This window comes from Litchfieldia salsa (assembly GCF_900104555.1).
Lineage (GTDB): Bacteria > Bacillota > Bacilli > Bacillales > Bacillaceae_L > Litchfieldia > Litchfieldia salsa.
In genome coordinates, this window is the sequence record NZ_FNJU01000004.1 from 280,366 (window position 1) to 304,453 (window position 24,088).

24 protein-coding genes are annotated in these 24,088 nt (G+C 36.9%); 12 read left to right on the top strand and 12 right to left on the bottom strand.

The genetic code is table 11. The features are described from left to right. The first annotated feature begins 1,079 nt into the window (after nt 1-1,079). Nucleotides 1,080-2,534, top strand: a complete 1,455-nt coding sequence (locus tag BLQ56_RS10970) for a L,D-transpeptidase family protein (protein ID WP_090853716.1) — start codon at nt 1,080-1,082, stop codon at nt 2,532-2,534. Between the two features lie 308 nt (nt 2,535-2,842). Here the strand turns inward: BLQ56_RS10970 and BLQ56_RS10975 are convergent, their stop codons facing one another. Next, nucleotides 2,843-3,751: a LysR family transcriptional regulator gene (locus tag BLQ56_RS10975; protein ID WP_090853719.1), complete on the bottom strand. Its 909-nt coding sequence runs from the start codon at nt 3,749-3,751 to the stop codon at nt 2,843-2,845. Between the two features lie 258 nt (nt 3,752-4,009). Between BLQ56_RS10975 and BLQ56_RS10980 the strand changes: the two genes are divergently transcribed. From BLQ56_RS10980 to ahpF, 6 genes are all read left to right on the top strand, one after another. Next, nucleotides 4,010-5,119 (top strand): 5-methyltetrahydropteroyltriglutamate--homocysteine S-methyltransferase, encoded by a 1,110-nt coding sequence (locus BLQ56_RS10980; RefSeq protein WP_090853721.1) that lies wholly within the window; start codon nt 4,010-4,012, stop codon nt 5,117-5,119. Between the two features lies 1 nt (nt 5,120). Further along, the gene (locus BLQ56_RS10985) at nt 5,121-6,485 is read left to right on the top strand and encodes an MFS transporter (RefSeq protein ID WP_090853725.1); all 1,365 of its coding nucleotides are present in this window, start codon (nt 5,121-5,123) and stop codon (nt 6,483-6,485) included. Nucleotides 6,486-6,662: 177 nt separating this feature from the next. Continuing rightward, nucleotides 6,663-7,067 (top strand): GtrA family protein, encoded by a 405-nt coding sequence (locus BLQ56_RS10990; RefSeq protein ID WP_090853728.1) that lies wholly within the window; start codon nt 6,663-6,665, stop codon nt 7,065-7,067. 65 nt (nt 7,068-7,132) lie between these two features. Further along, nucleotides 7,133-7,558, top strand: a complete 426-nt coding sequence (locus BLQ56_RS10995) for an organic hydroperoxide resistance protein (RefSeq protein ID WP_090853731.1) — start codon at nt 7,133-7,135, stop codon at nt 7,556-7,558. 293 nt (nt 7,559-7,851) lie between these two features. Then, complete coding sequence (gene ahpC, locus BLQ56_RS11000) at nt 7,852-8,415, top strand: alkyl hydroperoxide reductase subunit C (protein WP_090853734.1); 564 nt, start codon at nt 7,852-7,854, stop codon at nt 8,413-8,415. Nucleotides 8,416-8,429: 14 nt separating this feature from the next. Further along, nucleotides 8,430-9,959, top strand: coding sequence for an alkyl hydroperoxide reductase subunit F (ahpF, locus tag BLQ56_RS11005; RefSeq protein WP_090853737.1), 1,530 nt, complete (start codon nt 8,430-8,432; stop codon nt 9,957-9,959). 62 nt (nt 9,960-10,021) lie between these two features. On the opposite strand, the gene BLQ56_RS11010 is transcribed toward ahpF, so the two are convergent. Beyond that, nucleotides 10,022-11,038, bottom strand: coding sequence for an SDR family oxidoreductase (locus BLQ56_RS11010; protein WP_090853740.1), 1,017 nt, complete (start codon nt 11,036-11,038; stop codon nt 10,022-10,024). Between the two features lie 195 nt (nt 11,039-11,233). Between BLQ56_RS11010 and BLQ56_RS11015 the strand changes: the two genes are divergently transcribed. From BLQ56_RS11015 to BLQ56_RS11030, 4 genes are read left to right on the top strand one after another with little or no spacing between them, the layout of a single operon-like run. After that, a complete protein-coding gene (locus BLQ56_RS11015; protein ID WP_090853742.1) occupies nt 11,234-12,301 on the top strand; it encodes an iron-siderophore ABC transporter substrate-binding protein in 1,068 nt (355 codons plus the stop codon). Then, on the top strand, nt 12,302-13,336 hold the full coding sequence (locus BLQ56_RS11020) for a FecCD family ABC transporter permease (RefSeq protein WP_175490266.1): 1,035 nt from the start codon (nt 12,302-12,304) through the stop codon (nt 13,334-13,336). After that, a complete protein-coding gene (locus BLQ56_RS11025) occupies nt 13,333-14,364 on the top strand; it encodes a FecCD family ABC transporter permease (protein WP_090853745.1) in 1,032 nt (343 codons plus the stop codon). The genes BLQ56_RS11020 and BLQ56_RS11025 overlap by 4 nt, the downstream gene beginning before the upstream one ends. Then, nucleotides 14,364-15,179, top strand: coding sequence for an ABC transporter ATP-binding protein (locus BLQ56_RS11030; protein ID WP_090853747.1), 816 nt, complete (start codon nt 14,364-14,366; stop codon nt 15,177-15,179). Before BLQ56_RS11025 ends, BLQ56_RS11030 begins: the two co-directional genes overlap by 1 nt. A gap of 121 nt (nt 15,180-15,300) precedes the next feature. Here BLQ56_RS11030 and BLQ56_RS11035 read toward each other — a convergent pair whose 3' ends face one another. The 9 genes from BLQ56_RS11035 to BLQ56_RS11075 all read right to left on the bottom strand — a co-directional run bounded on the left by BLQ56_RS11035 (nt 15,301) and on the right by BLQ56_RS11075 (nt 22,341). Then, the gene (locus tag BLQ56_RS11035) at nt 15,301-16,239 is read right to left on the bottom strand and encodes a type II secretion system F family protein (protein WP_090853749.1); all 939 of its coding nucleotides are present in this window, start codon (nt 16,237-16,239) and stop codon (nt 15,301-15,303) included. A 3-nt stretch (nt 16,240-16,242) separates the two neighbouring features. Then, nucleotides 16,243-17,202 (bottom strand): type II secretion system F family protein, encoded by a 960-nt coding sequence (locus BLQ56_RS11040; protein WP_175490267.1) that lies wholly within the window; start codon nt 17,200-17,202, stop codon nt 16,243-16,245. 1 nt (nt 17,203) lies between these two features. Continuing rightward, nucleotides 17,204-18,544 carry a TadA family conjugal transfer-associated ATPase gene (locus BLQ56_RS11045; RefSeq protein WP_090853755.1) on the bottom strand — a complete coding sequence of 447 codons (1,341 nt, stop codon included), beginning with the start codon at nt 18,542-18,544 and terminating at the stop codon, nt 17,204-17,206. 21 nt (nt 18,545-18,565) lie between these two features. Continuing rightward, nucleotides 18,566-19,735: a CpaE/TadZ family protein gene (locus BLQ56_RS11050; protein WP_090853758.1), complete on the bottom strand. Its 1,170-nt coding sequence runs from the start codon at nt 19,733-19,735 to the stop codon at nt 18,566-18,568. Further along, nucleotides 19,735-20,310, bottom strand: a complete 576-nt coding sequence (locus BLQ56_RS11055; RefSeq protein ID WP_090853761.1) for an RcpC/CpaB family pilus assembly protein — start codon at nt 20,308-20,310, stop codon at nt 19,735-19,737. Before BLQ56_RS11055 ends, BLQ56_RS11050 begins: the two co-directional genes overlap by 1 nt. Before the next feature lie 29 nt (nt 20,311-20,339). After that, entirely contained in the window at nt 20,340-21,248 is a 909-nt protein-coding gene (locus BLQ56_RS11060; protein WP_090853764.1) for a pilus assembly protein TadG-related protein, read from the bottom strand. 2 nt (nt 21,249-21,250) lie between these two features. Next, nucleotides 21,251-21,604, bottom strand: a complete 354-nt coding sequence (locus BLQ56_RS11065; protein WP_090853767.1) for a TadE/TadG family type IV pilus assembly protein — start codon at nt 21,602-21,604, stop codon at nt 21,251-21,253. After that, on the bottom strand, nt 21,604-22,113 hold the full coding sequence (locus tag BLQ56_RS11070; protein WP_238457246.1) for an A24 family peptidase: 510 nt from the start codon (nt 22,111-22,113) through the stop codon (nt 21,604-21,606). The genes BLQ56_RS11065 and BLQ56_RS11070 overlap by 1 nt, the downstream gene beginning before the upstream one ends. A gap of 72 nt (nt 22,114-22,185) precedes the next feature. Beyond that, entirely contained in the window at nt 22,186-22,341 is a 156-nt protein-coding gene (locus BLQ56_RS11075) for a Flp family type IVb pilin (RefSeq protein WP_090853770.1), read from the bottom strand. Nucleotides 22,342-22,574: 233 nt separating this feature from the next. Here BLQ56_RS11075 and BLQ56_RS11080 point away from each other — a divergent pair, with 233 nt between their 5' ends. After that, nucleotides 22,575-22,925 carry a DUF192 domain-containing protein gene (locus BLQ56_RS11080; RefSeq protein ID WP_090853772.1) on the top strand — a complete coding sequence of 117 codons (351 nt, stop codon included), beginning with the start codon at nt 22,575-22,577 and terminating at the stop codon, nt 22,923-22,925. A gap of 188 nt (nt 22,926-23,113) precedes the next feature. Here BLQ56_RS11080 and mmuM read toward each other — a convergent pair whose 3' ends face one another. After that, the gene (mmuM, locus tag BLQ56_RS11085) at nt 23,114-24,049 is read right to left on the bottom strand and encodes a homocysteine S-methyltransferase (protein WP_090853775.1); all 936 of its coding nucleotides are present in this window, start codon (nt 24,047-24,049) and stop codon (nt 23,114-23,116) included. Between the last annotated feature and the right edge of the window lie 39 nt (nt 24,050-24,088).

Consider the following 24,088-nt stretch of genomic DNA (forward strand, 5'->3'; position numbering starts at 1 on the left):
ATTACACTATTTAAACCTTGAAAGGGGCGTCTTTCTGGAAATAGTCGTTTGAATTCAGTTACATTTCGTAAAATAGCTAGTTCAATTTTTTCACTGCAATTGGCACGACAAGCGATACTTATTATGTATAAATAACTTAAAGACTAGTCATTTTAAAAATGATGGCTATCTTCGAAACTTGGTAGTCCGAACACGGCTTGACTTCGGACTACCTTTTTCTTTGATGCACTTGTCTAAATAATTGTTGCCTTCAGACTAGATTACTCCCTTCTCACTTTCACTTGTCTGAAGATGGCTCCACTTCAGACTACTTGACTTTCATTTCTACTTCACTTGTCTGAACCTGCACTGCCTTCGGACTGGATCACTCCCTGCTCAACTTCACTTGTCTGAAGATGGCTCCACTTCAGACTACTTGATGTCCATTTCTACTCCAACTGTCTGAACCTGCACTGCCTTCGGACTAGATTACTCCCTTCTCACTTTCACTTGTCTGAAGATGACTCCACTTCAGACTACTTGACTTCCATTTCAACTCCAACTGTCTGGAATCTGCACTACCTTCGGACTAGATTACTCCCTGCTTAAACTTCACTTGTCTGAAGATGACTCCACTTCAGACTACTTGACTTCCATTTCAACTCCAACTGTCTGAACCTGCACTGCCTTCGGACTGGATCACTCCCTTCTCACTTTCACTTGTCTGAAGATGGCTCCACTTCAGACTACTTGACTTCCATTTCAACTCCTACTGTCTGAACCTGCACCACCTTCGGACTAGATCATCCTCCTTTCACCTTCACTAGTCCGAATACCTCTCGCTCCTTCGAATGGTCTACCTTTGCTTTTCCATCCCCAATTCTAAACGACGAGCCTTACCTTTACACAGACTGAACCACATACTCGAAACATCCACAGTATCAAGGGTTTGTAAATAATATACAAAATTTTCCACACATTACAAATAACGACAACGTTCTCACTAGGTATTCTTGTAGAATTGTGGTGGAAGTTTACTATCCTTTTTTTAAGTAATGATCCTTTAAATAAAAATAGCAGAAGGGTTTGTGGGGGGAACAATGATGGAATATGCTGTTGAGCAATCTGTTGAAAAAGCATTTCTTACACAAAAAAAACCAGTTAAATGGTACAAAAACTGGAAGCTTATCACATTGATTTTTATTATTGTAATTGGTCTTATCTTAGCAGCAACTACGATTTACCAAGCAACCCACTTTAATCAAAACATTAAGATTAATGAGATAGACATGAGTGGTTTGACTGCAAATCAAGCTCTAAAAAAGTTACAAACAACTGTTTTAAATAATGAAATCTATATTGGAAAGCAACAAATTATAAATGGAAAAGATACAAAGATGGGATATACAGAAGGAGATTTACCCGGAATTAAAACCTTATTAAAAAAGCAATGGACCTTTTTCCCCTCCTTCAAGACAAAAAACTATGCATTACTACCAGTCGAACAAGACATCTATCGTAACAACATTCTAAAAAACAGACTGGAGCAAAAACTTGTCTCAATGAATCAGGATCTAAAAGCTCCTACAGATGCCCAAGTAACACTGAAAGATGGAAGAATTATTGTGTCAAACAGTATCAAGGGTGAACAATTTGATGTCACCGCCCTTATTAAAGAGTATGAACAACATGACTATACAAGTGAAATTCACCTAAACTCTATATACCTTGAACCAATCAAGGAAGACAGTGAAATGATAATAGCCCAAAAAGAACAGTTCCAAGAGTTCCTTAATCATACAGTTGAATATAAGGTACAGGATCAAATTCATTCATTAAAGGCGGGCGATCTTATTAAAAATGCTTCTTTGTTAGAAAACATGGAGGTATCGATCGATCCAAACGTAAATGATATTGTTAAGAAAATTACTGAAATTAATGATTCCCAATCCACGTTAAGTAAGGATTTTAAATTTAAGACCCATTCAGGAAAAGAAATATCAGTGAAAGGGCAAGGCTATGGCTGGGCACTTGATGTAAATAAAGAAGCAGCAATGATTAAGGCTGCTTTTGAAAAAGGGGAAAAATCTATTTCCGCTTCTCATATCTACGGTAATGGTTGGAGTAATGAAGGCTATGGGTACGATACTATTATTAACAATGGCATTGGTGATACTTATGCAGAAGTCTCTATAGCCGAACAGCGTATTTGGATTTTTAAGAATGGTAAATTAGTAGTAACCACCAATGTAGTTACTGGAAAGCATAGTACTGGTGAAAATACATTACCTGGTGTATGGTATATTCTCTATAAACGAGCACCCTATACACTCAATGGTAGTTCAGCAGGCAACCCTAACTATTCAATCGAGGTAGATTATTGGGCGCCATTCACAAACAGTGGTCAAGGATTTCACGACGCAAGCTGGAGAACGAACTGGGCTAGCAACGCCTACCAAAATGCAGGTTCAGGTGGTTGTGTAAATGTACCCCCACATGTAATGAAAAGCGTGTACGATCACCTTAACACCTATGATCCTGTTGTTATTTATTAAACCCGAGTTCTTCTTTTTGGCATTATTTTTTAATGCTTTTACTTATAGATTGTTGCTTTTAAAGCCGCAGGCTGAATACACTCCGCGTCCGGCGGGTGACCAGTGAGCCTCCTCGTCGCTCATGCTCCTGCGGGGTCTCACTTAGGCCACTGTTCCCGCAGGAGTCTACGTGTATTCAGCCTGCTAGAAAGTAGCGTTTCAATGTTTTACGTCATGCATCCTTATACGACGGTTAATTTTTTGATTGAGTTTGATAGTTAGATACACGAGGATTTCGGTGTAGGAACTTATGGACATACTCTTCTTTCCTATCTATAAACATCAATAATCTGCTTCAGCTCTTCTAAATATAATTTAGTCATTCTACTAAGTTGTGTTTTTTTATTTACTACCCAACCTACTGTAATGATTTCTCCTTCATCAAGTGGAACAGAAACAATATCCGAACCATTTAAATCTTCGCTTAAAATACCAGTAGAAATTGTATAGCCATTTAACCCAATTAATAAGTTAAACAACGTTGCTCTGTCACTTACTTGGATGCTTTTTTTACTCGGAATTGTGCTAAAGATTTCTTCAGAATAATAAAATGAATTGTACTCCCCCTGTTCAAAACTCAGACGGGGATAATCTTCTAAATCCTCTAATGTAACAGATGTTTTGTTCGCAAGAGGATTCTTCGAACTTACAAAAATGTGTGGCTCTGCTTTAAAGAGTTCATGAAAATCTAATCCCTCCTCTTTCAACAGTTGAATCATTACTTTTTCATTAAAAGAACTTATATATAGAATGCCTATTTCACTTCGTAGATTCTTAACATCCTCAATTATTTCATAGGTTCTCGTTTCTCTAATCGTAAATTGATACTTATCCCCGCCATACTTTTTAATCATCTCAACAAATGCATTCACTGCAAACGCATAATGTTGAGTTGAAATCGAGAATAGTTGTTCAGAAGGTGCTGTGTTAAAATAGCGTCGCTCTAACAATTCAGCCTGTTCAACGACCTGTCTCGCATATCCAAGAAACTCAGCACCATCTGATGAAAGTGTAATCCCAGTAGAGGTTCTCGTAAAAATAGTAATACCCAACTCTTTTTCAAGCTCTTTAACAGCCTTTGATAAGCTTGGTTGAGATATATATAATCTACGTGCAGCCTCATTAATCGAACCGCACATCACAATTTCAATCACATATTTTAACTGCTGTAACTTCATCTTTTAGTCCCTCTTTTTTACAACTCTATTTTTGTGATACTTACTGCCCTTACAAAAGAAAGAATATAATTGATTATAAATCTATTATTCTTTATTTTAAACTTTTAATCCTCTATGTGGAACTCCTATGTGGAAAAGCACTGCTTTGGTATAGTTTTTAGTTATAACGAGTGATTACTTTTATCAGTTACACTATAGGTGATTATTCATGATAGGATACTAACATCAAAAGTTAAGAAATAGAAAAGAGGAAGTCACATGCAGACACTTAATAAAACAAATTCAACGATTTTTCGTGCAGATCAAGTAGGAAGTCTATTACGTTCAGATGCTATTAAAAACGCACGTTTACAAAGCGCCTCTGGTGAGATTTCTTTAGAACAATTACGTCAGATTGAAGACCAAGAAATCTCTAGAATTGTCTTAAAGCAGAAGGAAGTTGGCCTGCAGGCTGTTACTGATGGAGAATTTCGACGAGCTTGGTGGCACTTCGATTTCCTTGAAAACTTAGTTGGGGTTGATGGCTATTGGTCAGGTAATGGCATTCAATTCCACCAAAAGCAAACCAAGTCTCGTGCGATTAAAGTCACAAGTAAACTAGACTTTGGCAACCATCCAATGTTAAAGGACTTCAAGTATCTTCATGAAGTAGCTGGAGATCATGTAGCTAAGTTTACAATTCCTAGTCCGAGTATGCTTCATTTCCGTGGAGAAATTGACCCAACAGTTTATCCAGATGAGCAAGAATTCTTTGATGATTTAGCTTTGACCTATAAAAAAGCACTACAAGCTTTTTATGATGCTGGTTGTCGTTACCTACAGCTTGATGATACTTCTTGGGCATATTTATGTTCTGAAGATCAAAGAGAACAACTGCGAGCAAAAGGAAAAAACCCTGACTTTTTAATAAAAATGTATTTAGATACCCTGAACAAAGCACTAGCTGATCGTCCTGCTGATTTTAAAATCACGATGCATATTTGTCGTGGAAATTTCCGCTCAACATGGATTTCCTCAGGTGGATACGAACCAATTGCAGAACAATTATTTGGACACTTAAATATCGATGGCTTTTTCCTAGAATATGATAATGATCGTTCAGGAGGATTTGAACCTCTTCGTTTTGTAAATCGTCCGGATTTACATATTGTTCTAGGCTTGATCACCTCAAAATTCGGTGAGTTAGAAAGTAAAGATGTGATTAAAAGACGGATTGAAGAGGCTTCAAAATTTGTCGATTTAGCCCAGCTATGCTTAAGTCCTCAATGTGGATTTGCATCAACGGAAGAAGGTAATTTATTAACTGAGGAACAGCAATGGTCAAAGCTTCAGCATGTTGTTCAACTATCTAAAGAGGTTTGGAAATAAAATGAGGATTGTTCAGACTTCCCAGGTAATCGCTGAAAGTAAGTTTAATAAATTTCATTTACTTGTTTTTCTTTGGTGTTTTTATGCCATCGCCTTTGATGGGTTTGACATAGCCCTTTATGGTATTGGCCTGCCCTTGATGATGCAGGATTATGAACTAACACTCGTTGAGGCAGGAGCAATCGGGAGTTATACATTAGTCGGTATGATGCTAGGCTCCTTTCTCCTTGGTTCACTTTCTGATTTAATTGGTCGAAAAAAGATATTAGCCATCTGTATGGTGCTATTTAGTGTATTTTCGCTTTTAGCAGGGTTAGCTCCGAACTCTCTAGTATTTACAATTATGCGTTTTATCGCTGCATTAGGAATGGGTGGACTTATGCCCGCAGTCATTGCTGTTATGACGGAATATTCTCCTAAGAAAAATCGGGCACTAATTGTGGCAACCATGTATTGTGGTTATTCAATAGGCGCTATCATCGCTTCACTTACAGGTATGTATTTAATGGAGAGTTTGGGTTGGAGATTTTTATATTGGTTAGGAATTATCCCCCTTCTGACACTACCATTATTTCTTAAACAATTTCCAGAGTCGCTATCCTACTATATCCTTCGTAATCAAGGTGATAAGATAGCAAAGATTCTAAACCGGGTTAATCCTAAAGGAGACTATCAAGCAACAGATGATTTTGAATATGCAAGCGTTAAGGAACGTTCAAAAGGCTTTCCTGCCAAAAAATTATTTTCAGACAATCGTTTTATCAGTACATTAGCCTTTTGGATGGCAGTATTTAGCTGTCTTCTAATGATTTATGGTCTAAATACTTGGCTTCCAAAAATTATGCAGGGATCTGGGTTTGGAATCTCTTCAAGTCTATCATTTAGTCTTGTGTTAGGAGTTGGCCAAATTGGAGGATCTCTACTTGGTGGTTACCTAGTGGATCGAATAGGGCATCGGAATGTACTCTTATGTATGTTTTTACTTGGTGCTTTATGCTTCATCTCTCTTAGTAGCACGTCAAATACTCTCTTGTTATATGTACTAATTGCCATTGGAGGCGCATGTACAGGTGGCACACAGAATTTAGTCAACCCTTATATATCTGAATTCTATCCTCAAGAAATGAGAACAACAGGGCTTAGCATGACTGTTGGAATTGGTCGAATAGGAGCCATCTTAGCACCACTAATAATTGGCCTATTGCTAGCAACCAATTTGGAACCACAAAAAGCATTTATGGCTTTTGCTATACCAAGTATTGTCGGTGGGGTTGCTTTTCTATTAGTCCAAGAGAAACATGGAAGTTTTGACAGAATTATTAAGACATCCAATACTCTTCCTAAAACAAAGAATGAAACCATATAAAGTATCTGTTTAAGACTACATTATACTACCTAATAAAAGACAGATTGAGCTTTTAATTATGTCTTTTCTAGGGTAGTATATTTTTTTTTGTAGTGTATATGAGATAAATATTTATAAGATAGCTTTATTTTGAAATACTATAAATAAAACCTTTCTCACTATGAACAGAGGGACAATATGAAAATAAAAAAAGAAGTCATCAATTATCTTATCTTTGGAATTCTAACTACAGCTATTAACATTATTAGTTTTTGGTTATTTAATAAAACGTTTGGATTAGATTATCGTATAGCAACTTCTCTTGCTTGGATTCTATCAGTGGCTTTTGCCTTTATCACCAATAAGCTATATGTATTTAATAGTAATCATTTAGATAAATTCTCCGTGATGAAAGAATTTACATCTTTTATTTTCTTTCGCCTACTATCCTTTATTCTCGACATATTTACAATGGTTTTACTTGTAGGACTCCTTCAAATGGATAGCTTGATTGCGAAATTGATCGCAAATGTTTTTGTCGTGATTTTTAATTATTTTGCAAGCAAATATATCGTATTTAAACCAATAGATAATAAAGTTTAAAAAATAGAGTAAAGGGTAACTATAAAGTAGTTGAAAAAACTAGAAATATAAAGGAGTGTATCTATATGTCTAATATTTTATTTACTGCCTCTGCTACTGCATTAGGTGGGAGAGAAGGCCATGTAAAGTCGTCTGATGGTGTGATTGATATTGACCTAGCAATGCCAGGGAGTCCACGTGCAAAAGAACTAACAAATGCAACAAATCCTGAACAGCTTTTTGCTGCAGGTTACTCTGCTTGTTTTGATGGTGCCCTTCAGCTCATGGCACGTCAAGAAAAAGTGAACTTTGATTCAGAGGTTACAGCACATGTGAGTTTCTTAAAGGATGAAACTGATGGAGGCTACAAACTTGCAGTTACATTAGAAGTAAAGGGTAAGGGTATAGAAAAGTCTGTTTTAGAGGATCTTGTACATAAAGCACATAATTTCTGCCCATACTCAAAAGCAACTCGAGGTAATATTGATGTTTCACTAGAGGCCCAAGTTTAGACTAGAACTCTATAAATAAAACTTACTAATGACAAACTTGCCCATAAGGTGCTAGGGTATCACTAAAAAAAATGGTGGTGCCTGGCACCTTTTTAATATGAAATAACCCACAATTTAAGATTATTAGTATGCTAAAGTTCACAAAATTATACCAGTTTTTCATTTGACAAAAATAGTTAAACCTATATAATAATTACTACAATATAAAAGCAATTACTACAGATTGATACGCTTACATTTAAAGTGGACAATCCAGCGCTAGTAATATGTTTTAAAATTAGGAGGAATTTAATATGTCATTAATCGGAAAAGAAGTACAACCATTTACAGCTCAAGCTTATTTAAACGGAGACTTCATCGAAGTTACAGAAGAAAATTTAAAAGGTCAATGGAGTGTTGTTTGCTTCTACCCTGCAGACTTTACATTCGTTTGCCCAACTGAGCTTGAAGACCTTCAAAATGAATACCCTGCACTTAAAGAGCTTGGAGTTGAAGTATTCTCAGTTTCAAGAGATTCTCACTTCACACATAAAGCATGGCACGATTCATCAGAAGCAATTGGTAAGATTACATACACAATGATTGGTGACCCTGCACACGTTCTTTCTCGCAACTTTGATGTGTTAGTTGAAGAACTAGGTCAAGCAGATCGTGGTACTTTCATCATCGATCCTGACGGTATTATCCAAGCTGTTGAAATTAATGCAGATGGTATTGGTCGTGATGCAAGCACACTTATCAATAAAATTAAAGCAGCACAATATGTTCGTAATAACCCAGGAGAAGTTTGTCCTGCTAAATGGCAAGAAGGTGGCGCAACACTTAAACCAAGCCTTGACCTTGTAGGCAAAATTTAAGGAGCGATCACAAAATGGCACTGGATGCACAAATAAAGTCACAGTTAAATCAGTACCTTCAACTATTAGAAAACGATATTTTGCTTAAAGTCAGTGCAGGTTCAGACGACATCTCAAAGGAAATGCTAGCTCTTGTTCAAGAGTTAGCTTCCATGTCGTCAAAAATCACTGTCGAGAAGACGGAATTAAATAGAACACCAAGCTTTAGTATTAATCGTATCGGTGAAGATAGTGGTATTACTTTTGCTGGTGTACCCTTAGGACATGAATTCACTTCTTTAGTACTGGCTCTTTTACAAGTTAGTGGACGTGCTCCAAAAGTTGACCAAAGTATAATCGACCAGATTAAAAAAATTGATGGTGAATATCACTTCGAAACCTATATCAGCCTTACTTGCCACAACTGCCCGGATGTTGTACAAGCATTAAATATCATGAGTGTTCTTAACCCTAACATTACTCACACTATGATTGATGGGGCAGCATTTAAAGACGAGGTAGAAAGTAAGAATGTGATGGCCGTACCTGCTGTATTCCTAAATGGAGAGTTCTGGAATGGCGGTCGTATTTCAATCCAAGAAATTATTGCTAAGTTAGGTAAGGGCTTGAGTGCTGATGATTTGGCAGATAAAGAACCTTATGATGTCCTCGTTGTTGGTGGAGGACCAGCTGGAGCAAGTTCTGCCATTTATTCCGCACGCAAAGGGATCCGTACAGGAATTGTCGCAGAACGTTTTGGTGGACAAATTCTTGACACATTAAGTATTGAAAACTTTATCAGTGTCAAAGCAACCGAAGGGCCTAAACTTGCACAAGCTCTTGAAGAACATGTAAAAGAGTATAATATTGATGTGATTGACTTACAGCGTGCTAAACGTTTAGAAAAGAAAGAGCTTTTTGAAGTTGAGCTTGAAAACGGAGCAATTCTTAAGAGTAAATCCGTTATTATTTCAACAGGTGCTCGTTGGAGAAATGTGAATGTTCCTGGTGAACAAGAACTAAAAAACAAGGGGGTTGCTTACTGTCCACACTGTGATGGTCCATTGTTCGCAGGAAAAGACGTAGCCGTTATCGGTGGGGGTAACTCTGGTGTGGAAGCTGCAATTGACCTTGCTGGAATTGTGAAACATGTCACAGTCTTAGAATTTGCTTCAGAGCTAAAGGCTGACCAAGTTCTACAAAAACGCCTTTATAGCTTACCAAATGTAACAGTCGTAACAAACGCTGCTACGAAAGAAATCACTGGCACGAACAATGTTACTGGTATCACTTATACCGACCGCGAAACAGGCGAAGAGCATCATGTCGAACTACAAGGTGTGTTTGTTCAAATAGGACTTGTACCTAATACTGAATGGTTAGAGGGCACTCTTGAGAGAAATCGAATCGGTGAAATTGTCGTTGATAAACGTGGGGCAACGACAATTCCTGGTGTATTTGCTGCAGGAGATTGTACAGATAGTGCTTATAACCAAATTATTATTTCCATGGGTTCAGGTGCAACCGCTGCTTTAGGTGCATTTGATTATCTCATCCGAAATTAATAGATAACATAAATCTGGTTTATAAGAGGGGGATATTCCATTCCCCTCTATTTTTTATGTGTTTAAGTCGTTTTTATAGTTGATAAGAATCCCTCATAGGTTGCAATTGACTGATCCATTCTTGCATTAAGATCCTCATCGATCGTCTGCTTCTCATGGTTATTTTCAAAATAGGCGATTGATTGTTTAATACCACTCTCAAAAGTTTTAGTTACTTTATAATCTGGAACAAACCTCTTAATCTTGGTGTTATCAACGATATAACTATTAGAAGCATCACCAAATAATGGTGCCTTCATTTCTGGTAAAAACAATGAAATACACTCTGATGTCATATGAACGACCTTGGGTTCTACACCAAGTACTTGACCAATTATATGAAGGTATTGATTCCAAGTTTTAACTTCATCAGAGGTAATATGAAATGCTTCTCCTATCGCTTCTGGATTACCTAATAAGCCCACTAGCCCCTTGGCAAAATCGGTATTATGCGTAATTGTCCATAAAGAAGTTCCATCTCCAGGGACAATCACTTTCTTCCCTTTCTTGATCCGATCAATAAGTGTCCATGGGTGTGCCCCACTTGTAACTGCAAAAGGGATGGATGTCTCTCCATAGGTATGGGAAGGACGAACAATTGTCATGGGAAAATGATTGTCCTTATATTCCTTTATTAACCTTTCCTCACAGGCAATTTTGTTTGTTGCATAATCCCATATTGGATTATGCTGTGGTGTTGATTCATCAACAATGTAATAACTAGGTGGTCTTTGGTATGTAGCCACCGTACTAATAAAGATATATTGATTCGTTTTGCCTGTAAAATATTGAATATCTCTTTCCACTTCCTCTGGTGAAAAGATAATCCAATTAACAACTACATCAAAAAACCGATCTTTTAGTAGCGCTTCCATTTCACTTCGGTTATTAATATCCCCTCTAATGACCTTTGCCCCTTCTGGAACAAATGCATTCCGGTTTCCCCGATTTAGGAGGTATAGTTCAACACCTCGCTGAACCGCCAATTTTGAAGCTGCACTACTAATCAAACCTGTACCACCAATAAATAAAACCTTCATTTTCATCCTCCTACTTTTACGAGCATCTTACTAACAGTATACCTCTTTTTTTAGCCTACCACGTTCTTGTAAGTTGTTAAATGTTATTTATCAACTGAGTTTCATAATCAATTATGTATTGACAACCCTTCCAACAGGACTTATGATAATGATAATTATTATCAAATAAACTCGAGATAAGGAAGGACATACAAAATGAACTTAAAGCGAAAATTCTCACTAATTACTACATTACTAATTGCATTTCTACTGACTGCATTAGTCGGTTGTTCTAATCAAGACTCTAGTTCAGAAGAACCAGCTTCTAAAGAAGAAACGAAAACGGAAACAGGTAATGAAGAAGTAGAATCTCAATATCCAATTGTCATCAAGCATGCATTAGGTGAAACGACAATTGAAGAAAAGCCTGAACGCGTTGCTACTATTGCATGGTCAAACCATGACGTTGCTCTTGCACTTGGTGTTGTACCTGTAGGTTTCTCAGCTGCAAACTATGGTGTTCAAGATGGAAGTGGAATGTTACCTTGGACTGCCGAAAAAATTAAGGAACTTGGTGAAGAAAACCCAAATATTTTCCAAGATACTGATGGTTTAGATTTTGAAGCCATTGCTGATGCTAATCCAGATGTTATTCTTGCAGCATACTCAGGTATTACTCAAGAGGAATATGATACATTAAGTGAAATCGCTCCAGTTGTTGCCTATCAAACTACTCCTTGGGTAGCTTCATGGCGTGAACAAGTTACATTCAATTCAATGGGTATGGGCATGGAAGAAGAAGGTAAACAACTTATTGCTGATACAGAAAAATTAATTGAAGAGAAAGCAAATGAATTTCCTGAGCTTAAAGGTAAAAAAGCTGCATTCGTAAGTATCAATGCTGCTGATCTTTCTAAGTTTTACATTTACTCACCGGAAGATCCACGTGGTGGATTTCTTACTGAAGAATTAGGAATGGAATACCCTGAAACTATTACAAGTCAAATGACTGATGGTAGCTTCTTCTTAGAAGTAAGTTCTGAGAATTCAGACATGCTTAATGATGTTGACCTATTCGTTTCATACGGAAATGCAGATACACTTGCAACTCTACAAGCTGACCCAATTTACGGAAAAATTCCAGCTGTAGAAAGAGGCTCTGTTGTAATTATTGAAGATAATACTCCACTTGCAGCAGCAGGAACTCCAAGTACGCTTTCTATTGAAGCTACAATTGATGAGTACTTAAATCTTCTCTCAGAAGCTGTAAGCAAAGTTAAGTAAATGGTTACTACTTCCGTTTCACAAAATAAACAGTTATTTATTCCGAAGAACTTTATAAAAGTCTTAATCCTTTCTATTGTTTTACTCGGATTAAGTGTGTTGGCTTCTCTCGCTTTCGGATCTCGTACAGTAGGATGGACTGAACTAGTTAATGGTTTATTCCATCCTGATGTACAATCCCACGGAGCAAATGTTGTTCGCCAAAGAATTGCTAGAACTGTATTTTGTATGATGTGTGGTGCAGCATTAGGAGTTTCTGGGGCTCTCATGCAATCTGTCACTCGTAATCCCATTGCAGATCCTAGCATACTAGGAGTTAACACAGGTGCGGCACTATTTGTCGTTTGTGGAATTTCCTTTTTTAATATTGGTTCAGCTAGTCAATACATTTGGTTTGCATTAGTAGGAGCGGTCATAACTGCCATTTTTGTATTCGGAATTGGTTCAATGGGGAGTGGCGGTGCCACGCCCCTTAAGCTCGTTTTAGCGGGTGCTGCTACAAGTGCTGCATTATCGTCTCTCGTAATGGCAATCATGATTCCTCGCTCAAACGTTATGGATCAATTTAGATTTTGGCAGGTAGGTAGCGTTGGTTCAGGCAACTGGGATTCAATCTCTATCTTTATTCCATTTCTTATTGTAGGATTGCTAATCGCATTATTCGCAGCGCCTGCACTTAATGCAATCGCATTAGGTGATGAGGTTGCTACTGGTTTAGGCGTACGAACTGGCACACTTAGACTTATTGCTGCTTTTGGTGGTGTTCTGTTATGTGGTGTCGCAACTGCTTTAGCAGGACCTATTGGCTTTATTGGTTTACTAGCGACCCATGTAATGAGGCTCGTAATTGGTCCTGATTTACGCTATATTATACCTATGTCAGCTCTTTCGGGTGCGATTATTTTAATCATATCAGATGTTTGTGGTAGACTTCTCGGTCAACCAGGGGAACTTGAAGTTGGTGTAGTTACAGCGTTTATTGGGGCTCCTATCTTAATCTTACTAACTATGAAAGCGAAAGTGCGGTCGTTATGATGAATGAATCTATGAATCTTATTATGAAAGGTAGACTAAAGAGACGTCGTCATTTTATCGTCATGACTTCCATACTTACACTCCTTGCTTTCGCCCTTTGCTGTACAATGCTTATGCTAGGGAATACAATTTATCCCGTTCAGGATGTCATTCGTGTACTACTCGGTGAAGAGGTCAAAGGTGCAACATTTACAATAGGTACGCTCCGCTTCCCGAGAATGGTTGCAGGTTTATTTGCTGGATTTGCTTTCGGTGTTTCAGGCTATGTATTCCAGACCATGTTACGCAATCCACTAGCAAATCCAAATGTAATTGGAATAACAGCTGGTTCAAGTGCAGCAGCTGTTTTTTGTATCATTGTTCTTCATGCAAGTCATGCATTTGTTTCTGTTGCTTCTGTTATTGGCGGACTTGCTACAGTGTTCATTATTTTTCTATTATCAAAGGGCTCTTCTTTTTCTATAGGTAGATTAATATTAATAGGAATAGGAATACAGGCCATGCTCAATGCAGTCATTTCTTATTTACTACTGATTGGGAAGCAACAAGATCTTCCTACTGCAATGAGATGGTTAAGTGGTAGTCTAAATGGTTCAAAAATGGAAAATCTATATCCTCTTATCATTACAGTTCTTATACTCTTACCTATCATCATCGCACTTGGGAAACGATTAGATATACTAGAGCTTGGAGAGCAAGCAGCAACTTCACTCGGAATTGATACAGATAAGACAAGACTGATTCTGCTAATCAGTTCTGTACTTATCATTGCGTTAGCTACCGCTACAACAGGACCCATCGCCTTTGTTGCATTCCTTGCTGGACCTATCGCAAATAGACTGGTTGGTGTGGGATTTTCGAACATTATCCCAGCAGGTCTTGTTGGAATCATCTTAGTTTTAGCATCAGATCTTATTGGACAATTCGCATTCGTTACTAGATACCCTGTAGGTGTCATCACAGGCATTCTTGGGGCGCCTTACTTGATCTATTTACTAATTCGAATGAATCGAAAGGGAGATTTATAGTGAAAGCGACACATACTTTTCAATCTGAAGGAATCACTGCTGGATACGATAATCAAACCATTCTCCATGATGTGAATCTATCCATTCCAAGTAATAAAATAAGCATCATTATTGGAGCTAATGGGTGTGGTAAATCAACACTACTTAAAACTATGGCGAGACTTATTAAACCTACTTCTGGGCAAGTTACATTGGACGGAAAGCCCATTACTAAAATTCCACCAAAACAGTTGGCACGCACGTTAGGTCTTTTACCTCAGTCACCAATTGTTCCTGAGGGGATAACCGTTTCAGATTTAGTTGGACGAGGAAGGTATCCACACCAAACATTTCTAAAAGGGTGGACAAAACAGGATTATGAAGCTGTTGCTGAAGCAATGGAGATTATGAATATCACTGAATTTGCAGATCGAAATATTGATGAGCTCTCAGGTGGACAAAGACAGCGTGTATGGATTGCGATGGCTCTGGCACAACAAACAGATATTTTGTTCCTTGATGAACCGACAACCTATTTAGATATTACCTATCAAGTAGAAATTCTTGACCTTCTAACAGATCTTAACCGAATACACGGAACAACAATTGTTATGGTTCTTCATGATATCAACCTATCTGCACGTTATGCAGACCATATCTTTGCCCTTCATAAAGGTAAACTTGTCTCAGAGGGAAAGCCTTCGAAAGTTATTACAAGCACATTGATTGAAGACATTTTTGGTCTTCGTTGCACTGTAATACCAGACCCTATTTCAGGCTCTCCTTCTGTTATACCGATAGGTCGACACCATAATAAATTGAAAATGTATTCTTAGGTAAGGATCACCTTCGTTAGTTAAATAAAATAGGCACTGGTAATTTACACCGGTGCCTTGTAAGTATTACAGACTATAGTAATTTTTTTATTCTTCCATTTTTTCAAGTCTATTGCCTTCATTATCCTCCGAGTCCACCCATGGCTAATTTAACAATCAATGGTCCTAATACAACGATAAATAATGAAGGGAAAATAAACAGAATCATTGGAAATAGCATTTTTACTGGTGCTTTCATTGCCTGCTCTCTAGCAGCCTCTCGTCTTTGTTCTCTAATTCTTGTGGTCAGACTTTTAAGTACTTTTGCCATTCCTACACCTAATTGGTCTGCTTGAATTAAAGATGTCAATACACTTTGCAGAGCTTCTGATGCCACTCTCATTTTAAGCTCGTAAAAGGCTTCTCTTCTTGTTTTTCCTCGTTTCATATCATCAAGTGCAACAAGAAACTCTTCAGATAAAGGTCCTCTCTTCTTTCTACAAACTGTTGCTAAAGCAGAATCTAATCCCACTCCTGCTTCAATTAATAGATTTACTGTATCGAAGAAATCAGGCATATCCTTATTTATTTCTTTAATACGCATTGTCTTTTTCTTAGCTAGAAAAAATAGTGGGTACCTCAAACCAAGAAAGCCTATTGCAAATGCCAGTATAAAGATCATCGGTTTTTTATCTGCTAAAGGAGTAAAAAGTACCAATACAAGAAAGCCTCCACCTAAGCTAATTAGTATTTGGATTAGCCTAAACTCAACTGCTGTTACTTTAGAAGATAACCCAGCATCTCGGATTAGGCGAGTTAAATTTTTCCGCTCGATTGCTGGCGTTTTCTTCTCCATTTGTTCAATTCCTTGCTTCCATAAGTCCTTAACCCAAGATGAATGTCTTTTATTTAAATTTGCCATTTTGTTCTTTTCAGTTTCTCTCATAGAACTGGTTAATTGGAAGTAATCTTCTACTTTCTTTTCAAAAGAAATCCTCTTACCAAAAATGGTAAATGATATAGCAGCAAAAATTAACATAAAAAAGATAGCAGTAGCTATTAAAAAAAATAAAGTAAGCATCAATTACACCTCAATTTGGACAATCTTTTGTATTAAAAACCATCCCAAAATGACAAATATTATAGCTGTAACAAGTAAGGCAATTCCTAAAGGGTTAGAAATTAACGGCATAAAATATTCAGGATTTATTAAGTATAGATACACTCCTAGTACTATTGGAAGTAAAGTAATAATCCAGGATGACATTTTCCCCTGTGCTGTTAATGTGTTCAGTTCTGCTAGAATTCTAACTCTACCTCTGATGGTATCTTCCATTGTTTCTAACAATTCTGCCAGGTTCCCACCACTTTTTCGTTGAGCAATCATCGCTTGCAACGCTACTTCCAATTCTTTATTGGGTAAACGGTGAATAAGTCCTTCAAAGACCTCTTCCATTGGAATCCCAAGACTTATTTCACGAATTGAACGATCGAATTCAGGACCTAATGGATCTGGCATTTCCCTTGCTGCCAACTGTAGAGCTTGTATAAAACTAAATCCTGCCCTCATTGAGTTTGACATCATACCTAAGGTATCGATTAATTGCAGTGGAAGTAACTGTAATCTCTTCTTCCTTCGTTGTTTCATCAACAATACTGGTACTGTAAACCCTATCAAAATACCAATCAAACTAATAAACCATTGAACCCCGATTACGGTACATAACAATCCGGAAGTCAACGCCCCTAATATCCGATAAGCAAAAAACTCTTCGGGCTTTAATGAACTACCGGCCTGTTGTAATAATATTTCATTTTTCTTATTAAATTGTAATCCTTTAAAAGATCTTGATAATATTGCGACTTGCTTTTTTAGAAAACTTTCCTTATTTCTTTTCTCATTTTTATTTTCCACCACTTCAATGGGGATATATGCATTAACTCTTCGATTAAAATGACTTTTCTTCTTATATATAGATGCAATTAAAAAGAAGAGAATGGTTACGATGACAAACACACAAAATGCTTTTAATAATTCATCCATTCTACCACTCTCCATTAAACCAAGATGATGGTAATATAAAGCCATTTACTTCTAATTGATCTGAGACTTTAGGTCTAATACCTGTTGACATAAATTTCCCTTCAATCTTTCCTTCTAGAGAAAAACCTTTCTCTTTATATATGAATATATCTTGTAATACTATGGTTTCTCCTTCCATTCCCAGGACTTCCGTTATATGAGTAATTTTCCTAGATCCATCCTTCATTCTAACTTGCTGAACAATTAAATCGATTGCATTAGCTATTTGCTCACGTATAGCACGGACTGGCAAATCAAATCCCGCCATAAGAACCATGGTCTCTAATCGAGCAATCATATCGCGTGGTGAGTTAGCATGTCCAGTACTTAAACTTCCATCATGCCCAGTGTTCATGGCCTGAAGCATATCTAGTGCTTCTGCACCGCGCACCTCACCTACTACTATTCGGTCAGGACGCATACGGAGTGCATTCCTCACTAGATCACGGATTGAAATCTCACCCTTTCCTTCAATATTAGGTGGTCGAGATTCTAATGAAACGATGTGTTCCTGTGTAAGTCTAAGTTCAGCTGCATCTTCAATTGTTACAATTCTCTCATCAGAAGGAATAAACGAGGATAATACGTTTAATGAAGATGTTTTTCCAGATCCAGTTCCCCCACTAATAAAAATATTAAGTCTTGCCTTTACAGACATTTCTATAAATTTTCCCATTTCTTCACTTAATGTGCCGAATTGTACCAAATCATGTATTGTAAAGGGAGTGTCAGAGAACTTACGGATTGTTAAAGATGGACCCTTTAAAGAAAGAGGTGGAATGATAGCATTTACCCGTGAACCATCTGGCAGTCGAGCATCAACCATTGGAGAACTCTCATCTACACGACGACCAATAGGAGATACTATCTTTTCAATTATCCGACTGACATGCTCATCGTCTCTAAATAATAAGTTACTTTTTATCAGTTTTCCGTTTTGTTCATAGTACACATCTAATGGGCCATTTACCATCACCTCTGATATAGTTGGATCTTCTAGTAATGGAGTTATTGGGCCGTATCCTAATAAATCATGTTGAACATCTTCAATTAGTTGTTTTTTTTCCTCGAATGTTAAACGACCACCCTCTTGACTAATAAAAGCCTCTCCAAGGTCTTTAATCTTTCTTTTCTCTTCTTCTACATTACTATTTAGCAACTTTTTTAATTCCTCGACTAGGTGAGTATGAAGTTTCATTTCCAGTTCACGATAATCCACTGATTTTATAACTTTAATTGCCTTCTTTTCTGTAAGATGGTTTTTGACTACTTTCTCCTTATCTATTTGTTTAAATAATGACATGCTTTCACCACCTTTTTCTAATTAATATGCGATAGCTCTCTTACTTCTTGGTTCAATTATTGGATCCACCTGACTAACTAAGATTTTATTCGCTAACATTAGAACTCCTTTAGATATTGGACTCCTTGTATGAGATAATACAAAAGGTATTCCACTACTTATCGAATTATTTACAATTGTCTCTTGATAAGGTAATTGGAAAAAGAACTCCTTACCCATGATTTGTTCTATTTTCTTAAATTCAAGCTTTTTGTTTTTCGGATCTTGATTCATTATAAGTTTAACCTTTTCACTTTGCTGAAAAGTTTCTAGAGTCTCTAAAAATAATTTATTCCTCTTTAGGACTGGTAAATCATTTGATAGTAATAATAGAATATCTTCTGACATTTCTAGGCAGCTAAGAAGAACTTCAGATAAGTAGGAAGGAGCATCAATGATAATCACATCACATAGTCTTTTTAATTCTTTAATTGCAGTCCTTAGATGGACATCTGTGATCATTTCAAAGAATTCTGGTCTTGGTGGTGCCGCTAAAATTGATACTCCCGATTTATGTGTCATTACATACTTATCAATTGCAAAATTATTGTGTTCATATCCTTCTTTTACCCATTCGTAAATGGTTAATTTTGGATTTAAATCCATGTACATTGCTACATCACCAAATTGTAAATTACCATCTACTACGATTACCTTTTTACCTTGTTTGGCAAGAGCCGCTGCCAGGTTAACACTTACTGTCGTACGACCACTTCCTCCTTTTGGGCTACAAATAGAAATTACCTTACTATTTTTAGCAATCCTAAAAACTGAACCATTATCTTTCTTTTCTCTATAATTCATAAACCCTTCTGCTTGCTTAATTACCTCCTCTCTTTCCTCAGAATCTGCTGAAATCCTAAGAAGATTGGAAGCCCCTACATGCATCGCCTTTTTAATATTTTCCATATTATCTGGAACGATTAAAATTAAGTAAGCGTGTGGATATGTAGTTGAAAGTTCTTTTGCTAAATCATAGACATTATAAACCGTATTAGCCTTTAAAAATAAAACAGGAAATTCTATTTGACTTAATTGATTACTTAAATCCTCTAATTGATAAATAGTGAGCAATGTATGTTTTCTTTTACTAAGAGCAATTTCAATTGCCTCTGCTGGTGAATTGGTATCTGAAAAATATAACCATTGCATTATTCGGATTCTCCTTCCTTAATCATTTCTCTTGTTTGTTGTACCTTTTCTTTTTTCACGGATTGATCCTCTGAATTACGTAACATAAAATAAAAACCGTCTTTATCTCTTGAGGCCAAACTAAGTAAGACTCCTTCTTCAGGCGTTACTTCAACCGTAACCATTTCATATCTAAGGGCTTCCTCTTCACCATCAGCTGCTTTTCCAGTCCCTAGAACTTTCACATTTTGTAAAATTAAAACTGCAGTCCGATATTCTTTATTTGTTTGCTCATCTTTAGTAGATTCATAAGCAATAATATCAACATGGGAGCTAGACTTTATATATCCAGAAACCCCTTGTTCCATTGCAGCCCTTAAAGAGATTGCCCGCTTCCCTTCACTTACTGGAATTATTGGATTAGGAAAATTTTTATCAATTTCTTCTTTCTCCTCTTCTGTTACAGCTGACTTCAATTCTGCTGTTACAACCGTGGAGGCTGGTTCAACAGTTGCATCAGACATTACCACATAAGCAAATAATGCCGCAGTCACACCAAAAATAAACGACCACATCCAAATACGTTTTGTCCTCATAAAGTCCTCCTAGGCGTACCTACTATTTTTCACTCAACCAACTTTACACCATATAAACTAAACTCTGAACCAGTCAAACCTATCTCACCCGCAGTTATTGTCTTTATGAATTTCCCTACAATTCGTTTAGGTTCTAATATATCTTCTACCCAATATGCCGCTAACCCCACAACAGGAACTGTGTCCCTTCCCTGAGCATCATCCCAAGAATCAATAACCATTACATAGATTACACGCGAACATGTATTATCTGCTGTCGCAGGATCTTGACAATGTGGTTTATTTGCATCACGATCTATTAACTCTTGAAAAGCACTTTTTACTGGACCCCACTTTTGACCAGGCTCTGTAACAACCGATTGCAAACTACCAACTGAAACTTCGGAACCATTTAATATGCCATTTGCTAACTCATTGGCACCACTTCCACCCAATGCAAGATAGCCACAGTTCCCACTGGCATTCCCTGTATTAGCACATTTTAACTCTGTACCATTAGGAATAGAATCCTTTTCCACAGCAATTGGAGTGATACCCCTGCCCGTTTGTAAAGGAGCAACAACTGCTCGTGCTGATGCAGTTACTTCTATATTTTCTATACCAAGAATACTTAAAAACGTCATAGGAACAGTTACTTGTTCTGCTACTTTAATAGAATCACTTGTTGTAGTAAATTGACTATTCTCCAACGGATAAGAGTTTTTTTGCGATAATTCCTTGGCCACAGTAATTGCCTGTGCCTCACTATTTCGAATTACTTGAGCTCCAGCAAGTACAGCTGCATCAAGTGCTTTTTGAAGAGAGGCCTTCTCGGAGTAAACTTTTCCTACATCAACGGAAAGCGCAGTAGCTCCCATAAGAAACCCCATTGAAAGTGCGACTACTAATACTACATTCCCTGTTTGATTACGAAGTATAATTGACATTATCTTTTTCATAGTTATTCTATCCTCATAATGGTTGTATTTGTTAAATTATAAGGACTAAAAAGAGAGCCAATTACAGGCGTTATAAACGTCATGGGATATGTAATGATAATTTGTGCTTCCCCTCCAGATGTTGTATAGGCAACCTGGGAAGCTGTAAGGTTAATGCTTGCACCATTTGCCACTGCTACATCCACAACATCGGCACTACCAATGCTGGCAGCTCTTGCTGCCTCACGTCCAGCATGATCAACGGTTAAATAAGCATGAAATACTCGACCGAAATCAACGATTCCAAACAAGAGAAATAACAACATTGGTAGTACCAATGCAAATTCTACAAGTGATTGTCCGCTCTGTTTTTTCACTACACTCCACCCCAAATAATTGTTAATACAGTTCCTAATACTATAGGTACTCCATATGGAAATACTATTTTGTCTTTGCTTTTTTCGTTTAGAGTAATATTTCCCTGACTATCTTTTAATGATGGCACCATAATACCGACATTCTTAACCGTATCAAGGTATCCTCGATTTCTTATAATTAAAAACAAGGAAATCACCCCACCAATAATGGATATATAGACAAATGCCTTCATGATAAACATTGCCCCCATTAAGGAGCCAATTGCTGACATTAGCTTTACATCGCCTGCTCCCATCCCTCCTAATATAAACGGAATTAACAGAAGTCCAAAGCCAACCACAAAACCGAACCCACTAAATAAAAAACCACTCCACCCGTTAGCAATAGAATGATAAATGACTCCATATAGGATTGTTGGAAGTGTAATAATATTTAAGATCTTTCTTTCTTTTATATCTGTAATAAATGATATGAATAATGCAATAAATAAAATTGGATAAATGAACAAAAGAACACACCTTCTTTTTAAAAGTAGAGCCCTGCTTTTTTAAGCAGGGCACTTACCTCCCTTTTATCTGGCTTATGGTAATATATTTGTGAATAAAGTTGTAATCTCAGCTTGTAAAAGTATGACTGCTGCCGCTACAACAACTACTACTCCAGCTAATACTAATCCATATTCTGACAACCCCTGACCTTGTTCTTCCTTAATTAATACTCTCATTTTGTTTAACATCTTTTTTCCTCCTAATAGTTTTTTCAAATCGTTCATTATAAATCTTTTTTGTTCTATATAATGAACACCTTGTACTTATATATTAATTCTTTATAAAGAACATGTAAATACTTTTTTTAACGTATTTTTAATTAATTATTCGATATAATTCGACTAAATTCTTTATTGAGTACAACTTATCCATCCTATATACTTAATATAAAGTGTCTAATTAAATAAGGGGGAATCACTTTATGTCACAAACTAGATTAGATTCGGAAAGTTTCATATATCGAACAATACCCTACTCTATCAGAAAAGCTAGCACTTTTTTCTCAAGGCTTAAAGGATTAATGTTCCGCATTAACCCTTTAAATCAAGAAGGCCTTTGGATTTTACCTTGTAACTCTATTCATATGTGCTTTATGTTTTTTCCAATTGACGTTATATTTTTGGATAAGGAGTATAAAGTAGTGAAATTGGTTAGAGGATTAAAGCCTTGGAGGATAGTATCTCCAGTGTCAGGAGCACATTCTGTGTTAGAACTTCCTGTAGGCACTATTGATTATTTTCAGATTTCAGAGGGACAGTATATAGAATTGTAAAAATCAGTCACATATAGAAGAGGTAGTTAATCGAAAAAAACATTTGCTTATTAACAGCAAATGTTTCTTTAGTTTATGATACTGAGCTCTAAGAGTTATCCTAAACATTCAAAAAAGTCTGAACGATAAAAGGAGGGGCAGCCTCTCGTTATGGAGGGTTGACCCCAATCCTATTATTAAATACTACATCATTTACGTGCCCAGCTACTTATGGTAGCAATGTCCTCCGGATTAGTTCTACAACAACCTCCGATGATTTGGGCACCAGCTTCATACCAGCGTAAGGTATTAGAGGTAAAATGATTTGTCAAAGACTCATCACTCCATGTCTTACTCGCTGGATCATATACTTCACCCGAATTAGGATAGACAATGATAGGTTTAGAAGTTCGACTTTTTATTTCTTTTATTAATGCCTCTATAATATGTGGAGATGAACAATTTATGCCGATCGCTGCAACTTGCTCTTCTCTATCTAACCATTCCGCACAGCTAGAAACCTTCTCTCCACTACTTATGTGGTAGTCATCCTTAGCACTGAAACTGAACCATGCATAAACCCCCGGAAATTCCTTAAGTACCCTTGTAATTGCTTTAGCTTCTAACAGACAAGGGATTGTTTCACATGCTAAAAGATCTGCACCCGCTTCAACCAATACCCTTATTCGTTCTTTATGAAAGGTTACTAATTCATCCTCATTCAAAGAATAATCTCCACGATATTCAGAGCCATCTGCAAGAAACGCGCCATATGGACCTACCGAAGCAGCAACTAACGGCCTTGGCCTATTAGACTTATCATTTAACCCTGTCCAAAATTCGTCACGAGCTTCTGCTGCAAGTTGAACAGACTTTTTTATTAACCCAATTGCCTCTTCCCCAGTCAAGCCTCTTTCTTTATAACCTTCAACAGTTGCTTGATAGCTAGCCGTTATGGCACAATCCGCACCCGCTTCAAAGTAATCTAGATGAACCCTCTTAATTAATTCCGGATTTTCCATTAATATTTTTGCTGACCATAAACGATCATTTAAATTACATCCAACATTCTCAAGCTCTGTAGCCATTGCTCCATCAAGAATGATCAAAGGATAGTTATTCAATATTTGTTCAATTGGGTTCACTTCTTTACCTCCTTCAAAATCCAAACTCGTTATAAAATT

Coding starts and splice junctions, on each gene's coding strand:
- BLQ56_RS10970 (WP_090853716.1), top strand. CDS start 1,080: ATGATGGAATATGCTGTTGAGCAATCTGTTGAAAAAGCATTTCTTACA.
- BLQ56_RS10975 (WP_090853719.1), bottom strand. CDS start 3,751: ATGAAGTTACAGCAGTTAAAATATGTGATTGAAATTGTGATGTGCGGT.
- BLQ56_RS10980 (WP_090853721.1), top strand. CDS start 4,010: ATGCAGACACTTAATAAAACAAATTCAACGATTTTTCGTGCAGATCAA.
- BLQ56_RS10985 (WP_090853725.1), top strand. CDS start 5,121: ATGAGGATTGTTCAGACTTCCCAGGTAATCGCTGAAAGTAAGTTTAAT.
- BLQ56_RS10990 (WP_090853728.1), top strand. CDS start 6,663: ATGAAAATAAAAAAAGAAGTCATCAATTATCTTATCTTTGGAATTCTA.
- BLQ56_RS10995 (WP_090853731.1), top strand. CDS start 7,133: ATGTCTAATATTTTATTTACTGCCTCTGCTACTGCATTAGGTGGGAGA.
- ahpC (WP_090853734.1), top strand. CDS start 7,852: ATGTCATTAATCGGAAAAGAAGTACAACCATTTACAGCTCAAGCTTAT.
- ahpF (WP_090853737.1), top strand. CDS start 8,430: ATGGCACTGGATGCACAAATAAAGTCACAGTTAAATCAGTACCTTCAA.
- BLQ56_RS11010 (WP_090853740.1), bottom strand. CDS start 11,038: ATGAAGGTTTTATTTATTGGTGGTACAGGTTTGATTAGTAGTGCAGCT.
- BLQ56_RS11015 (WP_090853742.1), top strand. CDS start 11,234: ATGAACTTAAAGCGAAAATTCTCACTAATTACTACATTACTAATTGCA.
- BLQ56_RS11020 (WP_175490266.1), top strand. CDS start 12,302: ATGGTTACTACTTCCGTTTCACAAAATAAACAGTTATTTATTCCGAAG.
- BLQ56_RS11025 (WP_090853745.1), top strand. CDS start 13,333: ATGATGAATGAATCTATGAATCTTATTATGAAAGGTAGACTAAAGAGA.
- BLQ56_RS11035 (WP_090853749.1), bottom strand. CDS start 16,239: ATGCTTACTTTATTTTTTTTAATAGCTACTGCTATCTTTTTTATGTTA.
- BLQ56_RS11040 (WP_175490267.1), bottom strand. CDS start 17,202: ATGGATGAATTATTAAAAGCATTTTGTGTGTTTGTCATCGTAACCATT.
- BLQ56_RS11045 (WP_090853755.1), bottom strand. CDS start 18,544: ATGTCATTATTTAAACAAATAGATAAGGAGAAAGTAGTCAAAAACCAT.
- BLQ56_RS11050 (WP_090853758.1), bottom strand. CDS start 19,735: ATGCAATGGTTATATTTTTCAGATACCAATTCACCAGCAGAGGCAATT.
- BLQ56_RS11055 (WP_090853761.1), bottom strand. CDS start 20,310: ATGAGGACAAAACGTATTTGGATGTGGTCGTTTATTTTTGGTGTGACT.
- BLQ56_RS11060 (WP_090853764.1), bottom strand. CDS start 21,248: ATGAAAAAGATAATGTCAATTATACTTCGTAATCAAACAGGGAATGTA.
- BLQ56_RS11075 (WP_090853770.1), bottom strand. CDS start 22,341: ATGTTAAACAAAATGAGAGTATTAATTAAGGAAGAACAAGGTCAGGGG.
- BLQ56_RS11080 (WP_090853772.1), top strand. CDS start 22,575: ATGTCACAAACTAGATTAGATTCGGAAAGTTTCATATATCGAACAATA.